This is a genomic window from Prescottella equi (genome assembly GCF_020171745.1).
In the GTDB taxonomy this organism is placed as follows: Bacteria; Actinomycetota; Actinomycetes; order Mycobacteriales; family Mycobacteriaceae; genus Prescottella; species Prescottella equi_A.
In genome coordinates this window covers 21,326-45,600 of record NZ_JAIVAH010000027.1, presented here as the reverse complement: position 1 = coordinate 45,600, position 24,275 = coordinate 21,326, and the positions used below count along the sequence as shown (strand labels likewise).

Below are 24,275 nucleotides of genomic sequence, written 5' to 3'. Positions count from 1 at the left end.
TCGCCCATCACGGCACCCGGTAGGTCCACTCCGGGTTCGCGAACTTGGTGTCGACCAGCTCACGCGCGGCGGCGAGTTCGGCGTCCGTGTACGCACTGGTGACCGTCTCGTAGCGGGCGCGGAAGTGCGCGAGGAAGGCGGCGATGATGGCGTCACGGGCCATACCGGTCTGCGAGCGCATCGGGTCGACCCGCTTGCCGGAGCTCGTGATGCCCTTGTCGGAGATCTTCTCCCGGCCGATCCGCAGCACCTCGGTCATCTTGTCGGCGTCGATGTCGTAGGCCATCGTCACGTGGTGCAGCACCGCACCGGCCGCGAACCGCTTCTGCGCGGCGCCGGCGATCTTGCCCTGTTCGGACGCGATGTCGTTGAGCGGCACGTAGCGCGCCTTGATGCCGACGTCGGCGAGCGCGCCCATCACCCACTGGTCGAGGAACGCGTAGGACTGCTCGAAGCTCAGCCCGTCGACCAGTGACGTCGGCACCGACAGCGAATACGTGATGCAGTTGCCGGGCTCCATGAACATCGCCCCGCCGCCGGAGATGCGCCGCACGACACCGATGCCGTGCCGGGCCGCGGCCTCCTCGTCGACCTCGTTGCGCACCGACTGGAACGAGCCGAGCACCACCAGCGGGGAATCCCAGTCCCAGAACCGCAGCGTCGGGCGGCGCTCACCGGCGGCCACCTCGCGGGTGATCACCTCGTCGAGCGCGACGTGCATCGCCGGGTCGAGCACCACCGGTTCGATGACGTCGAAGGTGTGGTCGTGCCAGGCGGTCGCGTGGCCGAGCGCGCGGCGGATCGCGATGCCGACCGATTCGGGTGTGAAACCGATCATGGCCACGCCGTCACCGATCTTCTCGGAGATCGCCTGACCGAGTCGGGCCGCGTCGGCGGTCACGGGCATCCCGGTCACCGCGGCGACGATGTCGTCGAGGGCCTCGTCCGGTTCCAGGAAGAAGTCGCCGGACAGCGCCACTCGGGACAGGCGCCCGTCCTCCACCTCGACGTCGACGATCACGAGCTTGCCACCGGGAACCTTGTACTCACCACGCACGAGAGAAAGCGTATCGGTGAGTGCGACAGCGCAGTGGCGCGGCAGTCGCGGGCCCCTACTGTGTGAGCGACGGCGGGTTCGCCGAACTCAGCGGACGAGAGGATTTCGATGACGGACACGGCGATTCAGGAGGCGGCAGGAGAACTGCAGGCGACGATGTTCGACCTGCTCGGCGGCATCGCGGCGCTCGAACGAGACGTGTTCCGGAATATCGGGGCCGGTGACGCAGAGTTCGCGGCCGCGCACAAGGCCGTCGTCGACTTCGCCGAGTTCACGCTGCGCCCGTGGCACCGGGCCGCCGAGGAGGCGCTGTACCCGGCGGCCGCACCCGTCGTCCGGGCGCAGCTGCTGGTCGAGGGCCTGCTCGGCGAGTGGCAGACGGTGGAGCAGGCCTACTCGCGGCTGTCGTGTGTGAGCACCGACCGGGTCCGCGTCGCCGCCGACATCAGCGCGCTGCGCGTACTGCTCGTGGTGATGCTGGGCAAGTGCATGGACCTGCTGGTGCCGGCGCTCGCCGAGGACGGCATCGACCTCACCGACGCCGCCGAGCGGCTCGCGGCGGCCGCGACCGCGACCGCGACCGCGACTGCGAAGCAGTAATCGAACGACGAGGGCCCGCAGCGTGTGACGCTGCGGGCCCTGGTCGTCGGGCGACTACTTGCGGGCGAGTGGGCTGTAGAAGACCAGGCCGTTGCCGTTGTTGTCGTAGACCACCGCGCGGCGCTCGTGGGCGTCGTCGTACGGCCCCTTGACGATGGCGCCGCCGCCGTCCTCGATCGCCTTCGCCGCGGCATCGACGTCGGCGGTCTTGATGCCGACCACGACCTTCCCCGGAATGGGATGGTCGACGGCGGTGGCGAGCGCGATCGTCACCGATCCCCCGTCCAGCGCGGCGAAGTGCGCGCCGTCGCGGAATTTCAGCGTCATCCCGAGGGTCCCGGTGTAGAACTCGAGCGCCTCGTCCAGGTTCTCGACGGACAACATGATCATCTTGGCGTCGTAGTCGCTCACTTGTGCCTCCGGTATCGATCGAACTTCGGCGCGTGCGCCGAACGGTCCCGTCCAGGTCCGCCACGGCCCCGCCGCGTGCTCGCTGATCCTCGCGCACAACCGGCTTCCGCACACCCCGACCCGCCGTCGGTGATGCACACAGGGGACCTGAGGCCCTACGGACAGGGGCCGTTCGGATGCCATCGATAGCGGCTTGTCGCACGCAGGCCACCGGTAAAGGCCCGGCCAGTTGCTTCTCCCTGACGTCCCCACAGCCAAGGGAGTTCGACGATGAAAATCTCGCGACGTGGATTCTTCGGAACGACGGGTTCGATCGCCGCGCTCGGCTGTTCCGAGTCCGCTGAACTTCTCCTCGCCCCCACTACGCCGGTTCGCCGTCGACCTGCCACGACTGCCGACGGCCGCGGCGTCGGGATCGAACCCGTCGACTGGAAGATCATGAAGGCCGCTACTGGGCAGGCACCGTCCACCCGTCAGTGTCGTACCTGACGCCTACTCTTGATTCCATGGAGCACACATGTTGACCACCGCCACCGGCGACCTACTGCACGCAGACGTCGACGCGCTGGTCAACACCGTCAACACCGTCGGTGTCATGGGCAAGGGCATCGCGCTACAGTTCCGGCGCACCTACCCGGACATGTTCAAGGCCTACGCAGCAGCATGCAACGCCGGTGACGTGCAACTCGGCCGCGTGCACGTGTGGGAGACCGGGGCACTCGACGGCCCGCGCTTCATCGTCAACTTCCCCACCAAGGGTCATTGGCGGTCCGCCTCGAAGCTCGGTGACATCGCATCCGGCCTGACCGACCTGGTCCGAGTGATCCGCGAACACGGCATCACCTCCATCGCCGTTCCGCCGCTGGGCTGTGGCAACGGCGGACTCGACTGGGCGGACGTGGAGCCGCTGATCCAGCGGGCCTTCGCCGACCTGCCGGACGTCGATGTGCGTCTCTACGCACCCGATGCCCCGCCGTCGCGCTCGGCGCCACACAGATCTAGGTCCGGAAGCTCAGGAACTTCCTCCAGCTCCTCGGCGAACCGTTGAACCTGAAGTGCGCGGGGAACCTGCATGGGCAGTACGCGTACAACCTGCGTCACGTCCTCGACCGGATCCACCCAGCACTGCCTGCACCTCGACCAGTCCGACCAGGTAGCAATGAAGCCAGCCCTGGTGTGGTTCGGTGCCCGCAGACGGTGATCGACGCCAAGTACACGGCGGGTTCGACTCGGGTGCAACGCCGCTCACCGAACACCCCCGACCGCTCGTCGCGGCTCCGCAATCCGGCCACGCCCCGACGCGCAGCGAAGGTGACCGGCCAGTATCATCTGTGCACGATCGGCCAAACCGCCGTTCTTGATCGAGTCTGCATCCGGACGCGAACCGTTCGTCCCACCGCAGTCGGCGCCCACCTCACGCGCCTCAGCTCTTCAGCTGTATTCGTCGATGCCCTGGCAGCCGTACCGGACTGATCTCCTCCGGAAGCTACCGCCGGGTAACATTGTTGTCGTCCCGTTCGGCGTCCCCGCACGTGCCCTGACCGTGGCCGTGCTCCGGACGCTGCTGGTACCGGAAAAGTGAGGCAATTCCATGACTGAACGCGTGCAGGTCGGTGGTCTTCAGGTCGCCAAGGTTCTCTACGACTTCGTGAACGATGAGGCTCTTCCGGGCACCGGCGTTTCCGCCGAGGCGTTCTGGGAGGGTGCGGGCAAGGTCTTCGCCGACCTGGCCCCCAAGAACAAGGCCCTGCTGGCCAAGCGCGACGACCTGCAGGCGCAGATCGACGCGTGGCACCGCGAGCGCGCGGGCAAGCCGCTCGACGCAGCCGAGTACAAGGCGTTCCTGCAGGAGATCGGCTACCTGCTGCCCGAGCCGGCACCGTTCCAGGTCGCGACCGAGAACGTGGACGCCGAGATCGCGACGACCGCCGGCCCGCAGCTGGTGGTCCCCGTGCTCAACGCGCGCTTCGCGCTGAACGCGTCCAACGCGCGCTGGGGTTCGCTGTACGACGCGCTGTACGGCACCGACGCCATCTCCGAGGACGGTGGCGCCGAGAAGGGTAAGGGCTACAACAAGGTTCGCGGTGACAAGGTCATCGCCTGGGCCCGCAACTTCCTCGACACGGCCGCGCCGCTGGCGAAGGGCTCGCACACCGAGGCCACCCGCTACTTCGTGGTCGACGGCAAACTGGCCGTCGAGCTGGGCGGCGAGGTCGTCACGACGCTGGCGGAGCCGGAGAAGTTCGTCGGCTACCTCGGCGACGGCGACCACCCGACGTCGGTGCTGCTGCGCAACAACGGCCTGCACGTGGAAATCGAGATCGACCCGACCTCCCCGATCGGAAGGACCGACGGCGCCGGCGTCAAGGACGTCGTGCTCGAGTCGGCGATCACCACGATCATGGACTTCGAGGACTCGGTGGCCGCGGTCGACGCCGACGACAAGGTCGTCGGCTACCGGAACTGGCTCGGTCTCAACCGCGGCGACCTGTCGGAGTCGTTCGACAAGGGCGGCAAGACCGTCACCCGCACGCTCAACGGTGACCGCACCTACACCACGCCGGACGGCGAGGAGCTGACGCTGCACGGTCGCTCGCTGCTGTTCGTGCGCAACGTCGGACACCTGATGACGAACCCGGCGATCCTCGACGCCGACGGCAACGAGCTGCCCGAGGGCATCCTCGACGCGCTGATCACCGGCGCGTGCGCGGTGCACGGCCTGAGCATCGACGACGACCACGGCCCGCTGAACAACTCGCGCACCGGCTCGATCTACATCGTCAAGCCCAAGCAGCACGGCCCCGAGGAAGTCGCGTTCACGACCGAACTCTTCGGCCGCGTCGAAGAGGTCCTGGGCCTGCCCGAGAACACGCTCAAGGTCGGCATCATGGACGAGGAGCGACGCACCACCGTCAACCTCGCGGCCTGCATCAAGGAAGCGGACCAGCGAGTGGTGTTCATCAACACCGGCTTCCTCGACCGCACCGGCGACGAGATCCACACTTCGATGGAGGCCGGCGCGATGGTGCGCAAGGCCGACATGAAGAAGCAGACGTGGATCGCCGCGTACGAGGACTGGAACGTCGACACCGGCCTTGCGACGGGTCTGCAGGGCAAGGCGCAGATCGGTAAGGGCATGTGGGCCATGACCGACCTGATGGCCGACATGCTCGAGCAGAAGATCGGCCACCCCAAGTCCGGCGCCAACACCGCCTGGGTGCCCTCGCCCACCGGTGCGACCCTGCACGCCACGCACTACCACCAGGTGGACGTGTTCGCGGTCCAGGACCAGCTCAAGGGCAAGCCCCGCGCGACGATCGACGAGATCCTCACGATCCCGCTCGCCCCGTCCACCGACTGGTCCGACGCCGAGAAGCAGCAGGAACTCGACAACAACTGCCAGTCGATCCTCGGCTACGTGGTGCGCTGGATCGACGCCGGTGTCGGCTGCTCCAAGGTGCCCGACATCCACGACGTCGCGCTCATGGAGGACCGGGCGACGCTCCGCATCTCGAGCCAGCTGCTGGCCAACTGGCTGCGGCACGGCATCGTCACCGAGGCCGACGTCGTCGCGAGCCTCGAGCGGATGGCGCCGGTCGTCGACCGCCAGAACGAGGGTGACGCGTCGTACCGGCCGATGGCCCCGAACTTCGACTCCAACATCGCCTTCCAGGCGGCCAAGGAGCTGGTCCTCGAGGGCGGCAAGCAGCCCAGCGGTTACACCGAGCCGATCCTGCACCGCCGTCGTCGCGAGTACAAGGCCGCCAACGCCTGATCCTCGCCCACCGCTCGCGGCCCCGGCACCGTCACAGGTGCCGGGGCCGCGCGCGTTCGGGATGTCCGTATTCGTCACTAGACTGCGTTCGTCGGGGCCGGTCGGGCGCCGGTCCGACGCGGTAGAGAGCAAGGCGGTTTTCCACGTGGGGCAGCATCGCAGTGATCGGCGCACCCGCGGCGTCAGCAAAGGACCGGTCATCGCGGTGGTGTCGGTGATCGTGATCGTGCTCGGCGTCGTCGGCTGGTTCCAGCTCAGGGACCGTGCGAGCAGTCAGGGCACGGCCGCGGCGGGCGCGTGCGTCGAGGGAGACGTGCAGCTCGACGTCGCCGCCGATCCGAGCATCGCCGGCCCGCTCCGCGACCTCGCCGCCCGGTTCACCGACACCCTGCCCGTGGTCCGCGACCACTGCGTGTCGGTGTCGGTGCACGACGCGTCCACCTCCGCGGTGACCGAGGCGCTGGCCGCCGCACCGGACGGCCCGTGGAAGGGAGAGCTCGGTCCCGCCCCTGCACTGTGGATTCCGGCGAGCGGCACCGCGATCGACCGGCTCGCGGGTGCCGGCATCGTGGACGGCACACCCAAGCCGCTCGCGTCGAGTCCCGTCGTCGTCGCGGCACCGGAGGAACTGGCGCTCGCCCTGACCGCGGCCGGAACCGGGTGGCAGAACCTGCCCGCCCTGCAGAGCGGCAAGGACTCGCTCGACAAGATCGGACTGGGCGGCTGGGGCGGCCTGCGACTCGCCCTGCCCACCGGGCCGGGTTCCGCCGCGACCGACGCGGCGCTCGACGCGGTGGCGGCCGCGACGGCGAACGCCGGAACCGGGCCCCTCGACGAGACGCAGGCCGGCTCCCCTCAGGTGGTCACCGCGATCGGCACTCTCGCGACCGGCAGCAGTGCCATCGACAACGCCCCCACCACCACCGCGGACGCCCTTGCGCTGCTCGCCGGGCAGACCGCGCCCGCGTCGGCACCGGTCCACGCGGTGCCCGCCACCGAACAGCAGCTGTACGCCGCCGGCGACGACGCTCGCGGCCTCGTCGCCTATGCACCGGCGGGCGCGACGCCGGTCCTCGACCACCCTGCCGCGATCCTGGCGGCGCCTTGGGTCGACGAGACCCTCGGCCGCGCGGCCGCGCAGTTCGTCGACTTCCTACGTCAGCCGGAACAGACGCAGCACTTCGTGGACACGGGTTTCCGGGTCGGTGATCGCACGCCGCCGGCCACCGACCGCACCCCGATGCCACCGCTCGGCCAGGTTCTCGCCCCCGCGACCGGACCCGCCGCCGTGCGACTCGCACAGACGTTCTCGAATCCTGCCGTCCCGCAGGCGACGACGATCCTGCTCGATGTCTCCGGTTCGATGGGCTACGCCGACGGCGACGGCACCCGGCTGAGCAACACCGTCGACGCGCTGACTGCCCGGATCGCGGCGCTGCCCGCATCGTCGGACGTGGGTCTGTGGGTGTACAGCCGCGGCCTCGACGGCAACAAGCCGTACCTGGTGAAGGTGCCGACCGGGCCGCTGTCGGACGGCGACCGCAGGCAGCGGGTCGAGACGGCGCTGCGGTCGCTGCGCCCGGCCACCGCGACATCGACATACGCGTCGGTGATCACCGCGCACGAGCGCGCCGTGGACGGCTTCGTCGACGGTCGGCCGAACTCGGTGCTGCTCGTCACAGACGGCCCCAACGACGACACCTCGACCGGGACGCAGAAGCTCATGCAGGCACTCACCGGCGCAGCGCATCCCGTGCGGGTCGACGTGATCTCCATCGGCGAGAACAGCGACCAGGCGACGCTGCAGTCGATGGCGGACCGCACCGGTGGCACGCTGATCGCTGTGCCGTCCACGCAGGGCCCCGCACTCGGGGACGCGTTCGCGAAGACGCTGTCGTAGACCATGGTTCGCATCGCGATCTTCGGGGTCTTCCTCGCCCTGGTCAGCTACTGGCTGCACCGCCGCCTGGTCCGCGCGACCGGACTGAAGGGTCGACCGGCCCGCGCCGTCGACGTCGCGCTCGTCGTGCTGTGGCTCCTCGCCCTCGTCGGCATCGGCAGCGGTGAGGTGTTCGACCCGGCGTGGGCGCGGATCCCCGGCTTCGTCGGCTGGGTGTGGCTCGCCGCGCTCCTGTACCTCGTGCTCGGATTGCTCCTCGTCGCCTCGGGATCCGGGCTTGCCCGCCTCGCGGGACGTCCGCAGCCCACGGACCCGTCCCGCCGCCGGGTGCTGCGCGGTGCGACCGCCGCGGTGACGGTCGCCGCGATCGGTGCCGCGGGCTACGGCGTCGTCGAGGCGCACACACCCCGGATCCAGCGGGTCCGGGTGCCGTTGCGGCGCCTGCCGAGCGAGTTCGCGGGCATGCGGATCGCGCTCGTGACCGACCTGCACGTCGGCCCGGCCCGTGGCGTCGGCTTCACCCGCAAGGTCGTCGAACTGGTCAACGCGCAGAAGCCCGAACTGATTCTGCTCGGCGGCGATCTCGTCGACGGCACCGTCGCGAAGGTCGGCCGCGACCTGGAACCGCTCCGGGATCTGCGCGCGCCGCTCGGCGTGTTCGGGGTGAGCGGCAACCACGAGTTCTACGCCGGCGACGGCGGCCGCTGGCTGGATCTGTGGGACGCCCTCGGCATTCGGACGCTGCGCAACGAACGCGTCGAGATCCATCGCGGCGGCGGCGTCATCGACCTGGCCGGCATCCACGACCGAACCTCCCCCGCCCCGTACGAGCCGGACCTTCCCGCCGCACTGGCCGGGCGCGACCCCGGCCGCTTCGTGATGCTCCTCGCGCACCAGCCGAAGCAGGCGCTCGAGGCGTCCGAACTCGGTGTGGACCTGCAGCTGTCGGGCCACACGCATGGCGGCCAGATGTGGCCGCTGGGATACCTCGTCCCCCTGCAGCAGCCGTCGGTGACCGGACTGGACCGGGTGGGCGACACCGTGCTGTACACGACACGGGGCGCGGGCGCCTGGGGTCCGCCGGTTCGGGTGGGCGCGCCGCCCGAGATCACGATCCTCGAACTCGCGAGCCGACCGGAACCGTCCCACTGACCGAACCAGCAGTGTGAGCGCGGGTGATGTCATGGGTGACAAATGATGCGACACGCGCCCACCACTGGTTGGATCGCCCGATATGTGCATGGATGGAAGTTCTGTCGATCCTCCGTCCCCACCAATTTCTGCGGATGCAGCAGGTCGCCGTGCCGAACCCGAAGGACGTCCATGACCCAGGAGCTCACCAGCGACGAGACCGTGGCGTGGGCGCCGCCGAGGCTGGTGAACCGTCTCCGGCGAAACGCGAGTCTCACCGTCATGCGGGCGCCTCGCGGATTCGGCAAGTCGCACCTGGCGTCCGCATGGCTGGCGGCGGCCCGCGAGGCCGGCCGCCTAGCGGTCCACGTCTCCCCGCCCGCGTCGACGATCTCCACGGACGAGTACTGGGCACACGTCGTCGCGCGTCTGCCCGCGACCGACGATCCGGTCGACATCGTCCTCGAACGCGTCGACCTGCTCCGTGATGCGACCGTCGAGCGACGGATCTGCAACCTGCTCGACGACCACCCCTCGGTGAACGTCGTGGCGACCGTGGTCGGTCGGTCGATGTTCGAAGATCCGCTGTCCTTCGCACCGGACCACGACGCGCTACGCGCCGACGACCTGCTGTATACGCGCGGCGACCTACAGGAACTGTTTCGCTCGGCCGGTCTCGACCCGACCGCCGCCGACATGAGCGATCTCCACCGCCGGACCGGCGGAATGCCGCAGCTCTGCATTGCGGTGGTTGCGGCCATGACATCGGCGCATCCACTCACGCGCGACGTCCTCGAACAGGCCTTCACCGACACCGTCACGCGGTACGTGCACGACGACATCCTGCCGACGGTGAGCGCCGAACACCGACGCTTCCTGGTCCGCACCGCGACCGCGCACGCCCTCACGGCGGACCTCGCCAAGTACCTCGGTGGCGGTCCCGACTCCGCCGGCCACCTGCACGACCTCGAGGCGGCCGGATTCCTGGATCACCTCGACACCGTCGACGGCGACTCCTGGCGGTTGCCACCGGCCGTGCGCACGGAACTGATCGCCGTCCAGCGCACCGAGGGCCTCGACCCGGCGGCGCGATCGACGCTACTGGCCCTCCATCATCTGGATCTGAACGATCACGCTGCCGCGCTGCGGTGTGCCGCCGACGCCGAGAACTGGGAACTGGCCGTCGAATTGCTGAGCCAGCACGCCGCAACGCTGGCGAGCTCGCATGTCGAAGTGCTCCGCGACGCACTTCTGGCCTTCCCCGAGTCCGCGCTGGACGCCCAGCCGGGGATCACCGCCCTGCACGACCTGATGCGGCAGCTGTCAGGCGATCCTTCGAACGACGTCTCCCCCTACGACACGGCCGATCTCCTCGACCTCACGGTGGCCGAGGACCCCCGCGAGGCCCTCACCGTCGTGGGGAACCGGATTCTCCTGCAGCGACTCGGCGGCGACTACGAAACCGCCGCCGATCAGACCCGTCGCCTACACGGCTCGGTACGCAGGCTGCTCGACACCGAGCCGGATTCGATCACCGACCTCCTTCCCTTCCTGCGCGTGCAGAGCGGGCTCACCTATCAGCTGGCCGGCGACTTCGCCGAATCCACCGTCGAGCTGCGCCTGGCACATCGACTCGGCGCTGCGCGGCGCATGGACTACATCACGCGCAACGCCGCCGGCAACTCCGCTCTCAACTGGGCGTTCGCCGGCGAGTTGCAGCGGGCACACGATTGGCTGGCCACCGAGGACAAGACACCGCCCGTCGACGAGTGGACCGAGGCGCTCATCCGGATCGGCGGTGCGGTCGCTCGCGCACTCACCGCGATCGACAGTCTCGACCTCGACACCGCCGGCTACGCCATCGACAGTCTTCGCGAACTACCCGAGGTGGCGGAGCTGTGGCCGTTCGTCACCTTCGCCCGCTGTAGATACGCCATCGCGACGGGGGCGCCGGCCCTCGGACTGGGGGCGCTCGCCGAATTCGCCGAAGCGCGGACGCGCGCGAACGGAACCTTCGTGCGGTCGCTTCTCGACGCCATCGAGATCGAAGTGCGTCTCGCACTCTGCGATGTCGCGCGGGCGAGGGCTCTCGCGGATTCCGTGTCGTGCGAGACGCCGTGGGGCGTCGTCGCGGTCGCGCGGACGTACCTCCTCACCGGCGACCACCAGGCCGCGATCACCACGTGCCGCAAGTACGACTGGCTCGGGACACCCTACGCACGAGCGCACCTCGAGGCACTACTGATCGAGGCAGTCGCCGCCTGCAGGCTCGGCCGGGAGGCCGACGCTCTCCGCGCCTGGTCCCACGCCTGCTCCATCGCCGACCGGACCGGCATCCAGGGTGCATTCGCGACGATCGAGCGCCGTGCGGTGGTCGCCCTCGGTGAACGTGCCGGACGCCCGTCGCCGACGCTCGCTCAGTTCCTGGCGGCACCGGCCGTCGAGCACTACCCCACGACGCTGGAGTTCCCCCAACTCACAGCGCGCGAGCGGACTGTGCTCGACGGCGTGGCGCGAGGTTTGACGGTGGGGCAGATCGCGGCACTGATGTTCCTGTCGACCTCGACCGTCAAGACCCACAAGCGCACCCTCTACCGGAAGCTGGACGCGCACACGCGCGCCGAGGCGATCGACCGTGCCCGGACCTTCGGCTTCCTCGCCGCTTAGGCGCGCCCTGGTCCTGGCTTCTCGAGAACTGTTTATAGCGTCAGGCGACACGACTCCTGAAGCCCAATCGGATTCGGTTTTTCAAGTCATTCCGTCACGCACAGAGTTCTCATCGGATGACACTACCGACGCCGGGAAGCTAGCCCGCTGGACAGAGAACCCGCCGCGCCTGGTCCCAGAACGGAAACAGCTGCGCGGTGCTCGCATCAGGATGGTCCGCTCGCGCTACCTGCTCGAACTCGAGATACGTCTGCCCCGGCATCGACAACACGTTGCACGCCTGTAGACCCAGCTTCGCGGCCGGCGCCACGGCCAGTCCCCTCCCCCACGGCCCGAGATCCGACGCCACATAGGCGTTCAGGCCGTCACCCCACCGGTCGAACGCGAACTGCATGTCGAACGAACAGCCGTCGGGCAGCAGTTCGGCGCAGGTCACCGTCCGGCCCTGGACCGTCGCGACGTCGTTGGCGAGTGGGCGCTCCGTCGACGTCTGCGCGACGTCCGACAACGCGTGAAAGAAGGCGAAACCCGTTCCGAGAAGCGCCGCGACGACGATCACGGCGACGATGATCCTCGACACCACTCCCCCTCTCTTCGGCCCGCGACGACCGGGCGTCAGGGACGTTCCGCGAGCGTCAGCCTGATCCTGTGCCGAGTCACGACCCGGCCGCGGTCGTCACGCCAGCCCTCGACCCGCTCGAGCGCCGCGTCCCGGACCCGGTCGCGTTCGGCCTCCGGAATCGAATCCCAGAGCATGCGCTGCCCGTGGGAGCGCGTCCACGAATACCACTGCGCCGGGTCGTCGAACCCGAGTTCGAGATCGAAGGACGTGGTGCGCTGATGGACGAGGCCGGCGGCCCGCATCAACGCCTCGACGGCGGCGTCCGTCCCGAACGGCCCGTCCGGGTCACGCGGATCGACCGTGAAGAAGCGCGCGTCACGGTACGGCGCGAACAGGTCGTCCAACTCCTCCCATCGCGGATCCCACGCACCGAACGTCGAAACGCCGACGGTGCCGTGCGGAACAAGTAATGACCGCCACGCGGTCAGCGCAGCCGCGGGATCCGGCAGGAAGAAGAGCATGAACGATGCGGTCACGATGTCGTAGTGGCCGTGCGGAAGGGACGGCCGCATCGCGTCCATCACCTGCAGGTGCACGTTCGTCAACCCTCGCGCCCGCGCCTCATGCGCGGTGACGGCCACCATCCGCGGCGCGAGATCGATTCCGGTCACGTCGCCGGACGCGCCGACGGCCTCCGCCAGCCGGAACAGCACCGCTCCCCGACCGCAGCCCACGTCGAGCGCGCGAGCGCCCGGCTGCGGGTCGACCGCCTCGACGAGCCGCTGCGCGATGGGCCCGAAGAACGGCACACCCAGGTTGTCGTAGCTGTCCGCGACCAGATCGAACAGATCCGCGACCCGCGCGGTGTGCACCTCGTCCGGCACCTCGACCATTCATCGATCATGTGCCGGGCGCACCGCCAGGTCAACGACGTTTCGGTATCGGACGGCCCGTCCCGTCGGGGCTTCCGAATCCGGACCACGTCGAGTCGTGACAGTCGACGCAAACCGACCCGAATTTCCGCTTTCCACAGGGTTCCGTCCGACGCGGATCTCCATCGACCGGTGATCCCGGAGACGACGAAGGGGCCGGCCTGTCATCGGACGGACCGGCCCCTTCACTCCTATGTCAGTCGGAGTACGCCTCGATCGGCGGGCACGAGCACACGAGGTTGCGGTCGCCGTGTGCGCCGTCGATCCGTCGCACCGCCGGCCACACCTTGGGCCGGGCCGTGCCGCGCGGGTACACCGCGATCTCCCGCGAATACGGGTGATTCCATTCGGAAACAAGGCATTCGGCGGTGTGTGGGGCGCCGCGCAGCGGGTTGTCGTCGACCGGCCACTCCCCTGCCCCGACCCGATCGATCTCCGCGCGGATCGCGATCATGGCGTCGCAGAACTCGTCGATCTCGGCCAGGTTCTCGCTCTCCGTCGGCTCCACCATGAGGGTGCCGGCGACCGGGAAGCTCATCGTCGGGGCGTGGAAGCCGTAGTCGGCCAGACGCTTCGCGACGTCGTCGACCGTCACGCCGGTCTCCTTGGTCAGCGGACGCAGATCGAGGATGCACTCGTGCGCGACCATGCCGTTCTCGCCGGTGTAGAGCACCGGGAAGTACTCGTCGAGGCGGCGCGCGATGTAGTTGGCCGATGCGATCGCGGTCAGCGACGCCCGGCGCAGTCCCTGCGCGCCCATCATCTTGATGTACGTCCAGGTGATCGGCAGGATCGACGCGCTGCCGTACGGTGCCGCCGACACCGGGCCGCACTCGCCCAGTTCGGGGGTCATCGGGTGGCCGGGCAGGAACGGTGCCAGGTGCGAGCGGACACCGATCGGTCCGACGCCCGGACCGCCGCCACCGTGCGGGATGCAGAACGTCTTGTGCAGGTTCAGGTGGCTGACGTCGCCACCGAACCGGCCCGGACGTGCGAGTCCGACGAGCGCGTTCAGGTTCGCGCCGTCGACGTAGACCTGGCCACCGGCGTCGTGGACGGCCGCGCAGATCTCACCGATCTCGTGCTCGTACACACCGTGTGTCGACGGGTAGGTGATCATGATTGCGGCCAGACGCTCGGCGTGGTCGGCGATCTTCGCCCGCAGGTCGTCGAGATCGACGTCGCCGTTCTCGCGGCACGCCACGACCTCGACCCGCATGCCGACCATGACCGCGGACGCCGCATTGGTACCGTGCGCGCTGGACGGGATCAGGCAGGTGTCGCGGTGATCGTCGCCGCGGCTGAGATGGTAGTTGCGGATCGCGAGCAGGCCCGCGTACTCGCCCTGGCTGCCGGCGTTTGGCTGCAGGCTCACCGCGTCGTATCCGGTGATCGCGACCAGCCAGTCCTGCAGGTCCTCGATGACCTTCACCATGCCGGGCGCATCCTCGACCGCGAACGGGTGCAGCTTCGAGAAGCCGGGCCACGTGATGGGCTCCATCTCGGCGGTCGCGTTGAGCTTCATGGTGCACGACCCGAGCGGGATCATGCTGCGGTCGAGCGCGATGTCCTTGTCCGACAGCGCCCGCAGGTAGCGCAGCATGGCGGTCTCGGTGCGGTACTTCGTGAACGACTCGTGCTGCAGGTACAGGCTGGTGCGATCGCCGAACGGTGCCGGAGCGAATGCGACCTCGGTGTCGGCGGACACCCCGAAGGCCGCGAGCACGGACTGCACGTGCGCCTCGGTGGTCGCCTCGTCGCATGCGATGCCCACGTGGTCGGCGTCGACCAGGCGCAGGTTCACGCCCCACGCCTTGGCGTTGGCGACGATCTCGTCGGCCCGACCCGGAACGCGGGCGAGGACGGTGTCGAAGAACTGCTCGTGGACCACCTCGACACCGGCGGCCTTCAGGCCGGCGGCGAGGAACTCGGCGCGCTGATGGACGCGCTGCGCGATGGCCTTGAGGCCCTCCGCGCCGTGGTAGCTGGCATACATCGCCGCGACGATCGCCAGCAGCACCTGCGCGGTGCAGATGTTGCTGGTCGCCTTCTCCCGGCGGATGTGCTGTTCCCGGGTCTGCAGCGCGAGCCGGTAGGCCTTGTTGCCGTCCGCGTCCACCGAGATGCCGACCAGACGTCCGGGGAGCTGGCGGGCGTGCTTGCTGTGGACCGCGAGGTAGCCGGCGTGGGGGCCACCGAAGCCCATCGGGACACCGAAGCGCTGGGTGGTGCCGAAGCAGGCGTCGGCGCCCTGCTCACCCGGAGGGGTCAGCAGCGTCATCGCCAGCAGGTCCGCGCCGACCGCGACCAGGGCTCCGCGCTCGTGGGCCTCCGCGATCATCGCGGCGTGGTCGACGACCCGGCCCGACGCGCCCGGAAGCTGGGCGAGGACACCGAAGAACTCGCCGTCCGGCAGACCCTGCGTCAGGTCGGCCTCGACGATCTCGATGCCGAGCGGCTCGGCGCGGGTGATCACCACGGCACGAGTCTGCGGGAACAGGTCGGTGTCGAGTACGAAGCGCGGGGACTTGCTGCGGGACGCGCGCCGGAGCAGTGTCATCGCCTCGGCCGCGGCGGTGCCCTCGTCGAGCATCGACGAGTTCGCGATCTCCATACCGGTCAGATCGATGACCATCGTCTGGAAGTTCAGCAGCGCCTCGAGGCGGCCCTGACTGATCTCGGGCTGGTACGGGGTGTACGCCGTGTACCAGGCCGGGTTCTCCAGGATGTTCCGCACCAGCACGGGCGGGGTGAGCGTGTCGTAGTAGCCCAGGCCGATCATCGAGGTGGCGACCGTGTTGCGGGCGGCCTGCTCCGCGAGTGCCGCGAGCGCCTCGTGCTCGGTCAAAGGCGCATCCAGCACGTCCAGCCCTGCCGCGACGCCGCCCGGTGCCGGGTCCAGGATGCTGTCCGGAACCGCGCGCGCTGCGAGTTCGTCGAGCGAGTCGACGCCGACGACGTCGAGGATGCGCGCCAGTTCGGCCGAATCGGGACCGACGTGTCGGTCTGCGAACGAATGGCTACGAGCGTCGATCAAGTGAACTCCCAGGCGGTTCGGCAGGTACAGGATGCGTTCCACGAACGGAACGTTCCTCCCCCTCTGTCGCCTGCTCGATCTTCCGAGCGCCTGAGAGATTCGGCTGCCACATCGACCGGTCCGAGACCCGGACGACATACGCCTTTCCCCGTGGGCGGGTGGGTACTCCCACCGCTTTCCAGAGGCGTCGGAGCCCGCACGGTCCTGGGTGCCTGAGAGATTGACGGGGAGGTGCTGCTCCTTCGGCGCCCGGGCAGTACATGCAACTCTGCCCGGAACTCTCCCGCGCGACGGCGACGCACCGACATTCTATGTCACGGCGCCGCGCCCACCGAACACCCCGAACCGGGGCAACCGGCTAGCCGATCTTGCGAGCGCCCCTGTTCTTGCGGCGCGACGCCAACTCGTCCTCGGGGCTCTGGGTGGCCTCGCCGCCGTCGGCGCGCTCGGCCGGGAAATCGGCGATGGTCCCGGTGAGTTCCCGCATCGCACCGCTGACCGCAATGCCGAACACACCCTGCCCACCCTGCAACAGGTCGACGACCTCTTCCGGCGAGGTGCACTCGTAGACGGTGGTGCCGTCCGAGAACAACGTGATGCGTGCAAGGTCACCGACCCCGCGCTGCCGCAGGTGGTCCACCGCGACGCGGATGTTCTGCAGCGAGATGCCGGTATCGAGCAAGCGCTTGACGATCTTCAGGACGAGAATGTCCTTGAAGGAATACAGCCGCTGGCTGCCGGAGCCGGCCGCACCGCGAATCGACGGGACCACGAGGTTCGTACGGGCCCAGTAGTCGAGCTGGCGGTAGGTGATGCCGGCGATCTGGCACGCCGTGGGCACCCGGTAGCCGACGAGCTCGTCGGGGACGGTGTCGTCGGGGAACAGTCCGGGCTGCACGTCGTCGACGGTCGACATCTCGATCGATGCCTGGCCGGTCGCCTCGTCGGCGAGGTTCAACTGCTGCTCCTGCGGCCGATCTCCCACGGACTACTCCCTCTCGCGTGTTCAGCGGCGGCAACGGTCGGTCCCGGAAACTCCTTGCCGAAATTCCGTAACCCGTCAACCACACACTCGTGACATCGAGTAAACCCGAACGATGGATTCACTCAGCGTACGCCCCGGACTCACAGCGTGGCGCGCGTTCGCATGCAAGACGCTAGGGTTCCGCCCGGGCCGGGTCAACGCGACGCGCCCAAGAGTCTCAACCTTAACTTGAGGTTGAGCAATCAGCCGTCGGTGGCCTTGAAATCATCCGGCGACACCGACTCGAGAAACTCCTTGAACTTCTCCACCTCGTCCTCGCGCTCGTCCGGCATCACCAGGCCGGCCTCCGCGAGTACCGCCTCCTCGACGAAGATCGGCACACCGATCCGCAGCGCGATGGCCACCGAATCCGACGGCCGCGCCGAGACGCGCACGTCGCCCTCGAACACGAGATCGGCGTAGAACGTGCCCGCCTGCAGATCCACGATCCGCACCTCGCGCAGCGTGTGCCCGAACGCGTCGAGCAGGTCTTTGATGAGGTCGTGCGTGAGCGGGCGTGCAGGTTCTACCCCCTGCTGCTCCAGCGCGATCGCCGTCGCCTCCGTCTGGCCGATCCAGATCGGCAGATAACGATCACCGTTGCTCTCACGCAGCAACAGCACCGGCTGGTTCTGCGGCTGCTCGACACGGATCCCGATCACACGCATCTCACTCATCGCGTCCTCCACCTCGTACCGGTGACCGGATCCACCGCGGACGGCGGACGAGCCCCGCTTGACGTACTGCCCCGATTCTATTCGAACCTGCTGTGGCCGTCAGCGATCGAGCGCCCCACGGACGGCGGCCTTGACGAGGCAGGTGTGCAGAGTCAGCGACAATGCCGCGAGTTCCCGGACCATTTCCTCCGCACGGTCGCGCGCACCGGCGTCGCGCCCCTTCGCAACCGGACCCGCGATCTGCGCGACGAGGCCCGCCTCGCGGTCGGCGGCAAGCTTGAACGCCCGCAGATGACGCACCTCGAGCCCGAACTCCGACATCGCCTTCGCGGTGCGGGCGAGGAGGACCGCATCCTCGTCGAAGAAGCCGGCGGCACCGGGCACCACGAGACCGCTGCGCAGCAGTTCGCCCAGGAACTTCGCATCGATGCCCGAGCGTTCGATCAGGTCGTCCCTGCTGATCCGGACCTCGCGGTCGGGCCGGAATTCCTCCGGAGACACCTCGCCGGGAGCCACCGCGAGCTGGCGGGGGCGCCGCGGAGCAGAATCCACCGCGCCCACCGTCGCCGCGCCCTTGTCGATCGCCTCGAGCTGTTCCTTGATCACCTTGAGCGGCAGGTACTGGTCCCGCTGCGCCGTGAGCACGAAACGCAGGCGCTCACAGTCCGCGATCGAGAAGCGCCGATAGCCGGACGGCGTCCGTTCGGGGCTGATGAGCCCCTCGGCCTCCAGGAACCGAATCTTGGAGATCGTGACGTCCGGGAAATCCGGACGCAGTCGATCGAGCACCGTGCCGATCGACATGCCCGTGGCGGCATCCTGCCGAACGGCGGTCATCAGCTACCTGCACCCGCCGCGGATTCGCCGATCTGCGGGCCACCGCTGTTGCCGCGCGGCCCCGTCAGGAAGACCAGTCGGAACTTGCCGATCTGGACCTCGTCGCCGTTGGCCAGCACCGCCGAGTCGACGGGCTCACGGTTGACGTAGGTCCCGTTGAGGCTGCCCACGTCGACCACCTGGAACTCGTCGTCGTCCTGGCGGAACTCGGCGTGCCGACGGCTCACAGTCACGTCGTCGAGGAAGATGTCGCTGTCGGGGTGACGGCCGGCCGACGTGGTCGGCTGATCGAGCAGGAAACGCGAGCCCGCATTGGGGCCCCTCTTCACGACGAGCAGCGCGGACCCGGCCGGCAGACCCTCGACCCCGGACACCGGAGCCTCGGCCGTCTGCGACGACTGGGTGTCCATCTCATTGAGAAAATCCGCACGGAAAACCGATGTGGTCTCGGCCGGCGTCTCTCCGTAAACCGCGTCGTTGCCGTTCTCGCTCACCGTTTCTCCTCCTCAATCCGTCGAACCGGGAGCGCTCGCGGCGCTCCCGGGTTCACGCGGTACAACTCGGCCTCGACGATGTCGCGGCCACGATCACAATCCGACGTGGACATGCGCACCGCCACGGCCTTGCGCTCACCTCGACCGTACCCTGAGAGTGCCGGTGCGTGTAGGTGGACAGGCCGGGCGGCGACGCGCGAAATCAGCTCCCGGACAGCGCCAGGTACGCCTCGGCATCCAGGGTTGCCGCGAGCACCGCGTCCAGGCCCGCCTCGTCCGCGACCTCGAGGTCGACGAGCCAGCCGTTGCCGTACGGATCGGAGTTCACCAACTCGGGGCTTCCGTCCAGATCCTCGTTCACGGCAACCACTTTCGCCGTCAGCGGCGCGTAGATGTCGGAGACGCTCTTCGTCGACTCGACCTCGCCGAACGAGTCGCCGGCGGCCACATCCTCGCCGACTGCGGGCAGCTGGACGAACACGACGTCACCGAGCTGCGACTGCGCGAAGTCGGTGATGCCCACCCGCACCGTCGTCGGACCCGTCCGCCGCACCCATTCGTGCTCTGCTGTGTAGCGCAGATCGGCGGGGGTAGCGAGCTCACTCACGGTGGCTTCCTTTCGAGGAGGTCCGCCGAGCGGACCGAAGAAGATCAGTTTCCGGGACGAGCGTATTGGCGTGGTGAGATGTCCCGCAAGGCGGCCACGGTGACCTGCGGCGATTGTTCGATACGCAACTGCCCGCCACTGCGCGCGACGGTGTCGACCACGCCGCCGGGGATGTTCAGGGCGGCGGCCAGCGTCGGGGGGTCCCCGATCGCGACGACCCGGAACGGCGCGGCCACCTTTCGCCCGTCGACCGTGACGTTCCCCCCGCTGCCGCTGACCCACGAGTCGACACCGATCCGAATCGGATCCGCGTCCGCACCCTGGATCTCGATCGCTTCGGCGCCCGCGGCCCGCAGCTCCTGCAGGAGGTCGAGGATCACCTCGGAGCCGACCGACTTGCCGGGATCCTGCACCGTCAACGTCACGCCGGGTCCGGTCGCGGCAACCGTGCCGACCTGGATCGAGAGCGCCGACAGGCGGGCCTTCGCCTCGTCCAGCGCGGCGCCGGAACCACCACCGCCGGCCTCGAGTTTCGACAGGGTCTGCTCGAGTCCGGCGATCTCCTGCCGCAGCGCCGCCTCGCGTTGGTTCAGGTTGCCCAGCACCACCAGCAGGTCGGCGGGCCGGGCGGAGTCGAGGTTGTCGCCCGATCCGGTGCTGCTCACCTGGGTCGCGATCGCGACGCCCAGCGCCGCCATCAGCAGAACGGCCAGCACGCCGAAGCCGAATCGCGCCCGCGACCGGGCCGGCCGCTGGGGCGGCATCTCGTGCCTGCCCTCGGTGCGCGGCCCACTGGGAGTCCCGTTGTCCTGCATACCGATCACGCTCCGAACAGCCGCCGCCGCAGCGCGGCCGCGTTACCGAAGATGCGGATGCCGAGGACGACGATGATCGCGGTCGACAGCTGGGTGCCGACGCCGAGTTGATCACCGAGCCAGACGATCAGCGCGGCGACGAGGACGTTGAACACGAAGGACACGACGAAGACCTTCGAGTCGAAGATCTCGTCGAGGTACGCGCGCAGACCGCCGAAGACGGCATCGAGCGCCGCGACCACTGCAATCGGCAGATAGGGCTGGACGGCGTCGGGCACCTGCGGACTGAACACCACCCCGACCACGATGCCGACGACCAGCGCGAGCACTCCGTAGAGCGCGTATCCACCTTTCACGGTGCCCCCGTTTCCTTTGCGTACCGCACTTCACGACCAGCGGCAGCGGGTAGCTGCAGGTCGTCTGACTCGGCGATGGTGAAACCGACGCCGTAGATGTCCCGGACCGCCCCCATCCGCAGAAACGCGTCGCTCACGACGAAACTGGTCTGCAGCTTGACCGGGGAACCGATGGCCGAGACCCGGTAGGGCGACGGCACGGGCTGGTTGTCGACGAGCATCGCGCCGCCGGCCTGGCGAATAGTGACACCCGGACCGATCCGGACGTCACCGACGGCGACGGCCTCCGCCCCGCTGGCCCAGAGCGCGTTGACGACCGACTGGAGGTCACGGTCGAGGACGCCGGACTTCGGCGAGCCCGGCACCCGCTGCGACGAGTCCGACAGGTCCGGACGCGCCGCCGGGTCGGTCAGCGTCACCACGATCCCGGGGCCGTGCACGGGTTCCGCCGCGGCGGCGGATTCCAGGGTCCGCAAATCGGCGAGCACCTCCGCGCCCTCCGCGTTGCCGGCCAGGACCTTGGCCCGCAGGTCGTCCACTCGCCCGGTCAGATCGTCCCGGGTCGTGGCGAGGCTGCGGCTGCGATCCTCCGCGTCGCGCACCTTCGTCAGCATCTCGGCGCGGGTCGCATCCGCGTCGGACGCCGACGACGACGCCTGCGCGTACGCGATGCCGAACACGAGTCCCACCAGCAGCGCGCCGACCGCGATCCACGCGCCGGCCGCGATCCGGGGCGGTCTCGAGTGTCCCTGTTCCCGGTCCGCGGCCGCGCCGGCGTAACCGGGGTCGAGGTGGTCGTTCATGAGGGACTTCAGCAGCGACGGAACCGGGTTCCGCCGCACCGACCGGGGTGCATCGCTCACGGGCCGCTCCGGGACACCGCACGCGCGACGCCGACCGCCTTCGCAATGTAGATACCGGCCGTCCACACGTAGAGCACCGTGCCCCACACCAGGAGCGCGTACCCCCACGCGTTCGCGATCGACGCTCCCGCCCAGTCGCTCTGCGCCGCCAGCAGGATCGGGAGCGCGAACATCAACGCGAACGTCGCGGCCTTGCCGAGGTAGATGACCTCCGGCGGCGGAAGACCCCGACGTCGGTAGACCGGGAGCGTGATGGCGAGGATCAGGTCGCGTCCGATCAGGATCGCGGCGAGCCACCACGGGATGATGTCGCGCAGGACGAACGCGACGAGCGTCGAGATGACGTACAGCCGGTCCACGAACGGATCGAGCAGTGCCCCGAGGCGCGACATCTGGTTCAGCAGGCGCGCGAGCTTGCCGTCCGCCCAGTCGGTGAAGCCACTGAGCATCAGGACGGCCAGGGCCCACCCGTCGGCCTGCGGCCCCAGCAACAGGTACAGGAACAGCGGCACGCCTGCCAGGCGGATCAGGCTCAGGATGTTGGGGATCGTGAGTATGCGGTCGGCGCCCGGACTGGAGCTCACGTTCTGCTGTCCTACCGCGTCCACCAACAATCCTCTCGGCTTCCCGTTCGCTGTCGGTACGCCACCCTTCCACATGCGGTGTCGCATTTCAGTGACCGACCGGTCGGGAACGGGGGCCGTCAGATCCCGAGCGCGCTCCGCGGCACCCGGGCGATCGCACCGGCGGTGAGGCTGCCGAGGTACAGCCAGTCCGGGGTTTCGCGGACGCCCGTCACCGGCGAGTAGCTGCCCTTGCCGCCCTGCAGACTGTGGACGATCTGCCCGGCCGCGTCCAGGCCCAGGACCCACGCCCGATGTTCAGGGTCGGGCTGGACGAATCCAGGAAGGTTCGCGGTGAGAATGCGCAGGGTCGGGTACGGCGCCACCCGGTCGAGCAGCCGCATCCGGGGGCTGTAGAGCGCCACCCAGAAGATCCCGTCGGCGGTCTGCGACGTGACGTTGTCGGGGATTCCCGGAAGATTGTCCGCCCAGACTGAGACGTTTCCCGCCCGCGGTCCGGTCAACTCGACGCGCTGGATCCGGTACGAGCCCGTTTCGGCGACGATCACGAACGACTCGTCGCGCGCGAGACCCACCCCGTTCGCGAACTGCAGGCCGCTCGCGAGCAGGTCGATCTCACCGGTTTCCGGGTCGAAGCGAAGCAGCCGGCCCGTGCCGGAGTGCTCGAGCAGGTCCAGCCGGTGGTTCGGGACCGTGAACCGCGCCGACGAGTCGGTGAAGTACACGACGCCGTCCCGCGCGACGGCCGAGTTGTTGCACGCGAGCAGCGGGGTGCCGAGAGCGGTGTCCGCGAGCAACTCCACGCGACCGGTCTCGTCGACGCGCAGTAGGCCGCGCTCGCTGTCGCACACCAGGTATCGGCCGTCGTCGAGCACCTCGACCCCGAGCGGACGCCCTCCCGTGTGGGCGAGTTCGGTGGGTCGGCCGTCGGCGTCGAAGCGCCACAGCCGCCCGTCCTCGCCGCCGGTGATCACCCGCCCGTCGCCGTCGACCGCGACGTCCTCGGGTCCCCAGCCGGTGGGAAGCTTCCACTGTTCGGCGGCGTCGAGTTGGCCACCGGGAGCCAGCACGCCGGTGAGCGCGGGCGCGGCGGGCGGCTGCCAGGCCACCGGTTCGATGCCGGTGCGGTCGAGTGCGCGCAGTGCCGATCGCAGGAAGGTCACGGCGCTGACGCTAGTCCGGACCGCCGACGCTCACCCCGATTTCAGCGCCACGCGAAGCTCGGTTGCCCGAACGCGGACACCCGGGTCGACCGCCCGTGCAGAACCACCTCACAGAACTGGTGGATCACCGCCCCGGTGGGTGCGTGGATGTGCTCGCCCCGAAACGGCCAGCACGCCACCGGCTCCGGCGATCCGGGAATCTCGACGAACTGCGTCGCGACGTCGAGTTCGTCGAGCGGCACCGAGAACACGTGGGCCACTTCGTCCGGGCTGGGCACCACCGACTCGATCGACTGCCCCGACCACACCACGAAAGGCGTCATGACGTAGCCGGACCGCGTCACGTAGTCGTCGAGGCGGCCGAGCACGTCTCCCGGGCCGACCTCGATGCCGAGCTCCTCGCTCAGCTCGCGCAGCGCCGCATCCTGGGCGGTCTCCCCTTCGTCCAGCCGACCGCCGGGTAGCGCGAACTGACCGGCATGGGCCCGCATCTTCGCCGGACGCAGCGTGAGCGGGAACACCGGCACGCCGTCGTCGCCCTGCATCACCGCGATCACGACAGCCGCGGCGCGACGGCCGCCGAGCGGCACCGTCACCGCGTCGAAGGCATCGAGGGCCGCTCCGATGTCGTGCCTCGTCAGCCGCTTCGCCTCCGCCATGTTCGCCTCCCGTGCACCGCACCGCTGTTCGCCCGATCATGCCCCATCCAGGTCGGCCCCTCGTTATCGTGAGGGCCTGCGATTGGGGTTCGGATGAACATGTCGTCGCGATCTCTGTCCCGCC

21 protein-coding genes, 1 pseudogene and 1 riboswitch are annotated in these 24,275 nt (G+C 69.1%); of the genes and pseudogenes, 6 read left to right on the top strand and 16 right to left on the bottom strand.

Annotation, left to right across the window (positions count from 1 at the left end):
• Positions 1-7: 7 nt before the first annotated feature.
• Positions 8-1,057, bottom strand: a complete 1,050-nt coding sequence (gene lplAB / locus LCL87_RS21625; protein ID WP_225023501.1) for a lipoate-protein ligase LplAB — start codon at positions 1,055-1,057, stop codon at positions 8-10.
• Positions 1,058-1,165: 108 nt separating this feature from the next.
• Between lplAB and LCL87_RS21620 the strand changes: the two genes are divergently transcribed.
• Positions 1,166-1,657, top strand: coding sequence for a hypothetical protein (locus tag LCL87_RS21620; RefSeq protein ID WP_225023500.1), 492 nt, complete (start codon positions 1,166-1,168; stop codon positions 1,655-1,657).
• Positions 1,658-1,711: 54 nt separating this feature from the next.
• Here LCL87_RS21620 and LCL87_RS21615 read toward each other — a convergent pair whose 3' ends face one another.
• Entirely contained in the window at positions 1,712-2,068 is a 357-nt protein-coding gene (locus tag LCL87_RS21615; RefSeq protein WP_225023499.1) for a VOC family protein, read from the bottom strand.
• 517 nt (positions 2,069-2,585) lie between these two features.
• Between LCL87_RS21615 and darG the strand changes: the two are divergent.
• The 5 genes and pseudogenes from darG to LCL87_RS21590 form a co-directional block, all read left to right on the top strand.
• Positions 2,586-3,050 (top strand): annotated as a pseudogene (darG, locus tag LCL87_RS21610) (type II toxin-antitoxin system antitoxin DNA ADP-ribosyl glycohydrolase DarG); the annotation flags it as partial.
• Between the two features lie 609 nt (positions 3,051-3,659).
• Positions 3,660-5,843 (top strand): malate synthase G, encoded by a 2,184-nt coding sequence (locus tag LCL87_RS21605; RefSeq protein ID WP_225023497.1) that lies wholly within the window; start codon positions 3,660-3,662, stop codon positions 5,841-5,843.
• A 145-nt stretch (positions 5,844-5,988) separates the two neighbouring features.
• Entirely contained in the window at positions 5,989-7,743 is a 1,755-nt protein-coding gene (locus tag LCL87_RS21600) for a substrate-binding domain-containing protein (RefSeq protein WP_225023496.1), read from the top strand.
• A gap of 3 nt (positions 7,744-7,746) precedes the next feature.
• On the top strand, positions 7,747-8,895 hold the full coding sequence (locus LCL87_RS21595) for a metallophosphoesterase (protein WP_225023495.1): 1,149 nt from the start codon (positions 7,747-7,749) through the stop codon (positions 8,893-8,895).
• Positions 8,896-9,066: 171 nt separating this feature from the next.
• Positions 9,067-11,541: a LuxR C-terminal-related transcriptional regulator gene (locus LCL87_RS21590; RefSeq protein WP_225023494.1), complete on the top strand. Its 2,475-nt coding sequence runs from the start codon at positions 9,067-9,069 to the stop codon at positions 11,539-11,541.
• Positions 11,542-11,680: 139 nt separating this feature from the next.
• Here LCL87_RS21590 and LCL87_RS21585 read toward each other — a convergent pair whose 3' ends face one another.
• The 14 genes from LCL87_RS21585 to LCL87_RS21520 all read right to left on the bottom strand — a co-directional run bounded on the left by LCL87_RS21585 (position 11,681) and on the right by LCL87_RS21520 (position 24,151).
• Positions 11,681-12,121, bottom strand: a complete 441-nt coding sequence (locus LCL87_RS21585) for a hypothetical protein (RefSeq protein WP_225023493.1) — start codon at positions 12,119-12,121, stop codon at positions 11,681-11,683.
• Between the two features lie 35 nt (positions 12,122-12,156).
• Positions 12,157-12,996, bottom strand: a complete 840-nt coding sequence (locus LCL87_RS21580; RefSeq protein WP_225023492.1) for a class I SAM-dependent methyltransferase — start codon at positions 12,994-12,996, stop codon at positions 12,157-12,159.
• A gap of 235 nt (positions 12,997-13,231) precedes the next feature.
• Positions 13,232-16,072 (bottom strand): aminomethyl-transferring glycine dehydrogenase, encoded by a 2,841-nt coding sequence (gene gcvP / locus LCL87_RS21575; protein WP_225023605.1) that lies wholly within the window; start codon positions 16,070-16,072, stop codon positions 13,232-13,234.
• Positions 16,073-16,261: 189 nt separating this feature from the next.
• A riboswitch (glycine riboswitch) is annotated at positions 16,262-16,368 on the bottom strand.
• Positions 16,369-16,430: 62 nt separating this feature from the next.
• A complete protein-coding gene (locus tag LCL87_RS21570; protein ID WP_225023491.1) occupies positions 16,431-17,057 on the bottom strand; it encodes a MerR family transcriptional regulator in 627 nt (208 codons plus the stop codon).
• A 242-nt stretch (positions 17,058-17,299) separates the two neighbouring features.
• A complete protein-coding gene (locus tag LCL87_RS21565) occupies positions 17,300-17,773 on the bottom strand; it encodes a bifunctional nuclease family protein (protein ID WP_225023490.1) in 474 nt (157 codons plus the stop codon).
• 99 nt (positions 17,774-17,872) lie between these two features.
• Positions 17,873-18,610 (bottom strand): transcriptional regulator FtsR, encoded by a 738-nt coding sequence (gene ftsR / locus LCL87_RS21560; RefSeq protein ID WP_225023489.1) that lies wholly within the window; start codon positions 18,608-18,610, stop codon positions 17,873-17,875.
• Positions 18,610-19,104 carry a glycogen accumulation regulator GarA gene (gene garA, locus LCL87_RS21555; RefSeq protein ID WP_107984850.1) on the bottom strand — a complete coding sequence of 165 codons (495 nt, stop codon included), beginning with the start codon at positions 19,102-19,104 and terminating at the stop codon, positions 18,610-18,612. Before garA ends, ftsR begins: the two co-directional genes overlap by 1 nt.
• 202 nt (positions 19,105-19,306) lie before the next feature.
• On the bottom strand, positions 19,307-19,711 hold the full coding sequence (gene gcvH / locus LCL87_RS21550; RefSeq protein WP_225023488.1) for a glycine cleavage system protein GcvH: 405 nt from the start codon (positions 19,709-19,711) through the stop codon (positions 19,307-19,309).
• Positions 19,712-19,755: 44 nt separating this feature from the next.
• Positions 19,756-20,526: a DUF881 domain-containing protein gene (locus LCL87_RS21545; RefSeq protein ID WP_225023487.1), complete on the bottom strand. Its 771-nt coding sequence runs from the start codon at positions 20,524-20,526 to the stop codon at positions 19,756-19,758.
• A gap of 5 nt (positions 20,527-20,531) precedes the next feature.
• The gene (locus LCL87_RS21540; RefSeq protein WP_013416116.1) at positions 20,532-20,882 is read right to left on the bottom strand and encodes a small basic family protein; all 351 of its coding nucleotides are present in this window, start codon (positions 20,880-20,882) and stop codon (positions 20,532-20,534) included.
• A complete protein-coding gene (locus LCL87_RS21535) occupies positions 20,879-21,685 on the bottom strand; it encodes a DUF881 domain-containing protein (protein ID WP_225023604.1) in 807 nt (268 codons plus the stop codon). Before LCL87_RS21535 ends, LCL87_RS21540 begins: the two co-directional genes overlap by 4 nt.
• A 56-nt stretch (positions 21,686-21,741) precedes the next feature.
• Positions 21,742-22,353, bottom strand: a complete 612-nt coding sequence (clsA, locus tag LCL87_RS21530) for a cardiolipin synthase ClsA (protein ID WP_225023486.1) — start codon at positions 22,351-22,353, stop codon at positions 21,742-21,744.
• A gap of 95 nt (positions 22,354-22,448) precedes the next feature.
• On the bottom strand, positions 22,449-23,492 hold the full coding sequence (locus LCL87_RS21525; RefSeq protein WP_225023485.1) for an SMP-30/gluconolactonase/LRE family protein: 1,044 nt from the start codon (positions 23,490-23,492) through the stop codon (positions 22,449-22,451).
• A gap of 41 nt (positions 23,493-23,533) precedes the next feature.
• A complete protein-coding gene (locus tag LCL87_RS21520; protein ID WP_225023484.1) occupies positions 23,534-24,151 on the bottom strand; it encodes an NUDIX hydrolase in 618 nt (205 codons plus the stop codon).
• Positions 24,152-24,275: the final 124 nt, after the last annotated feature.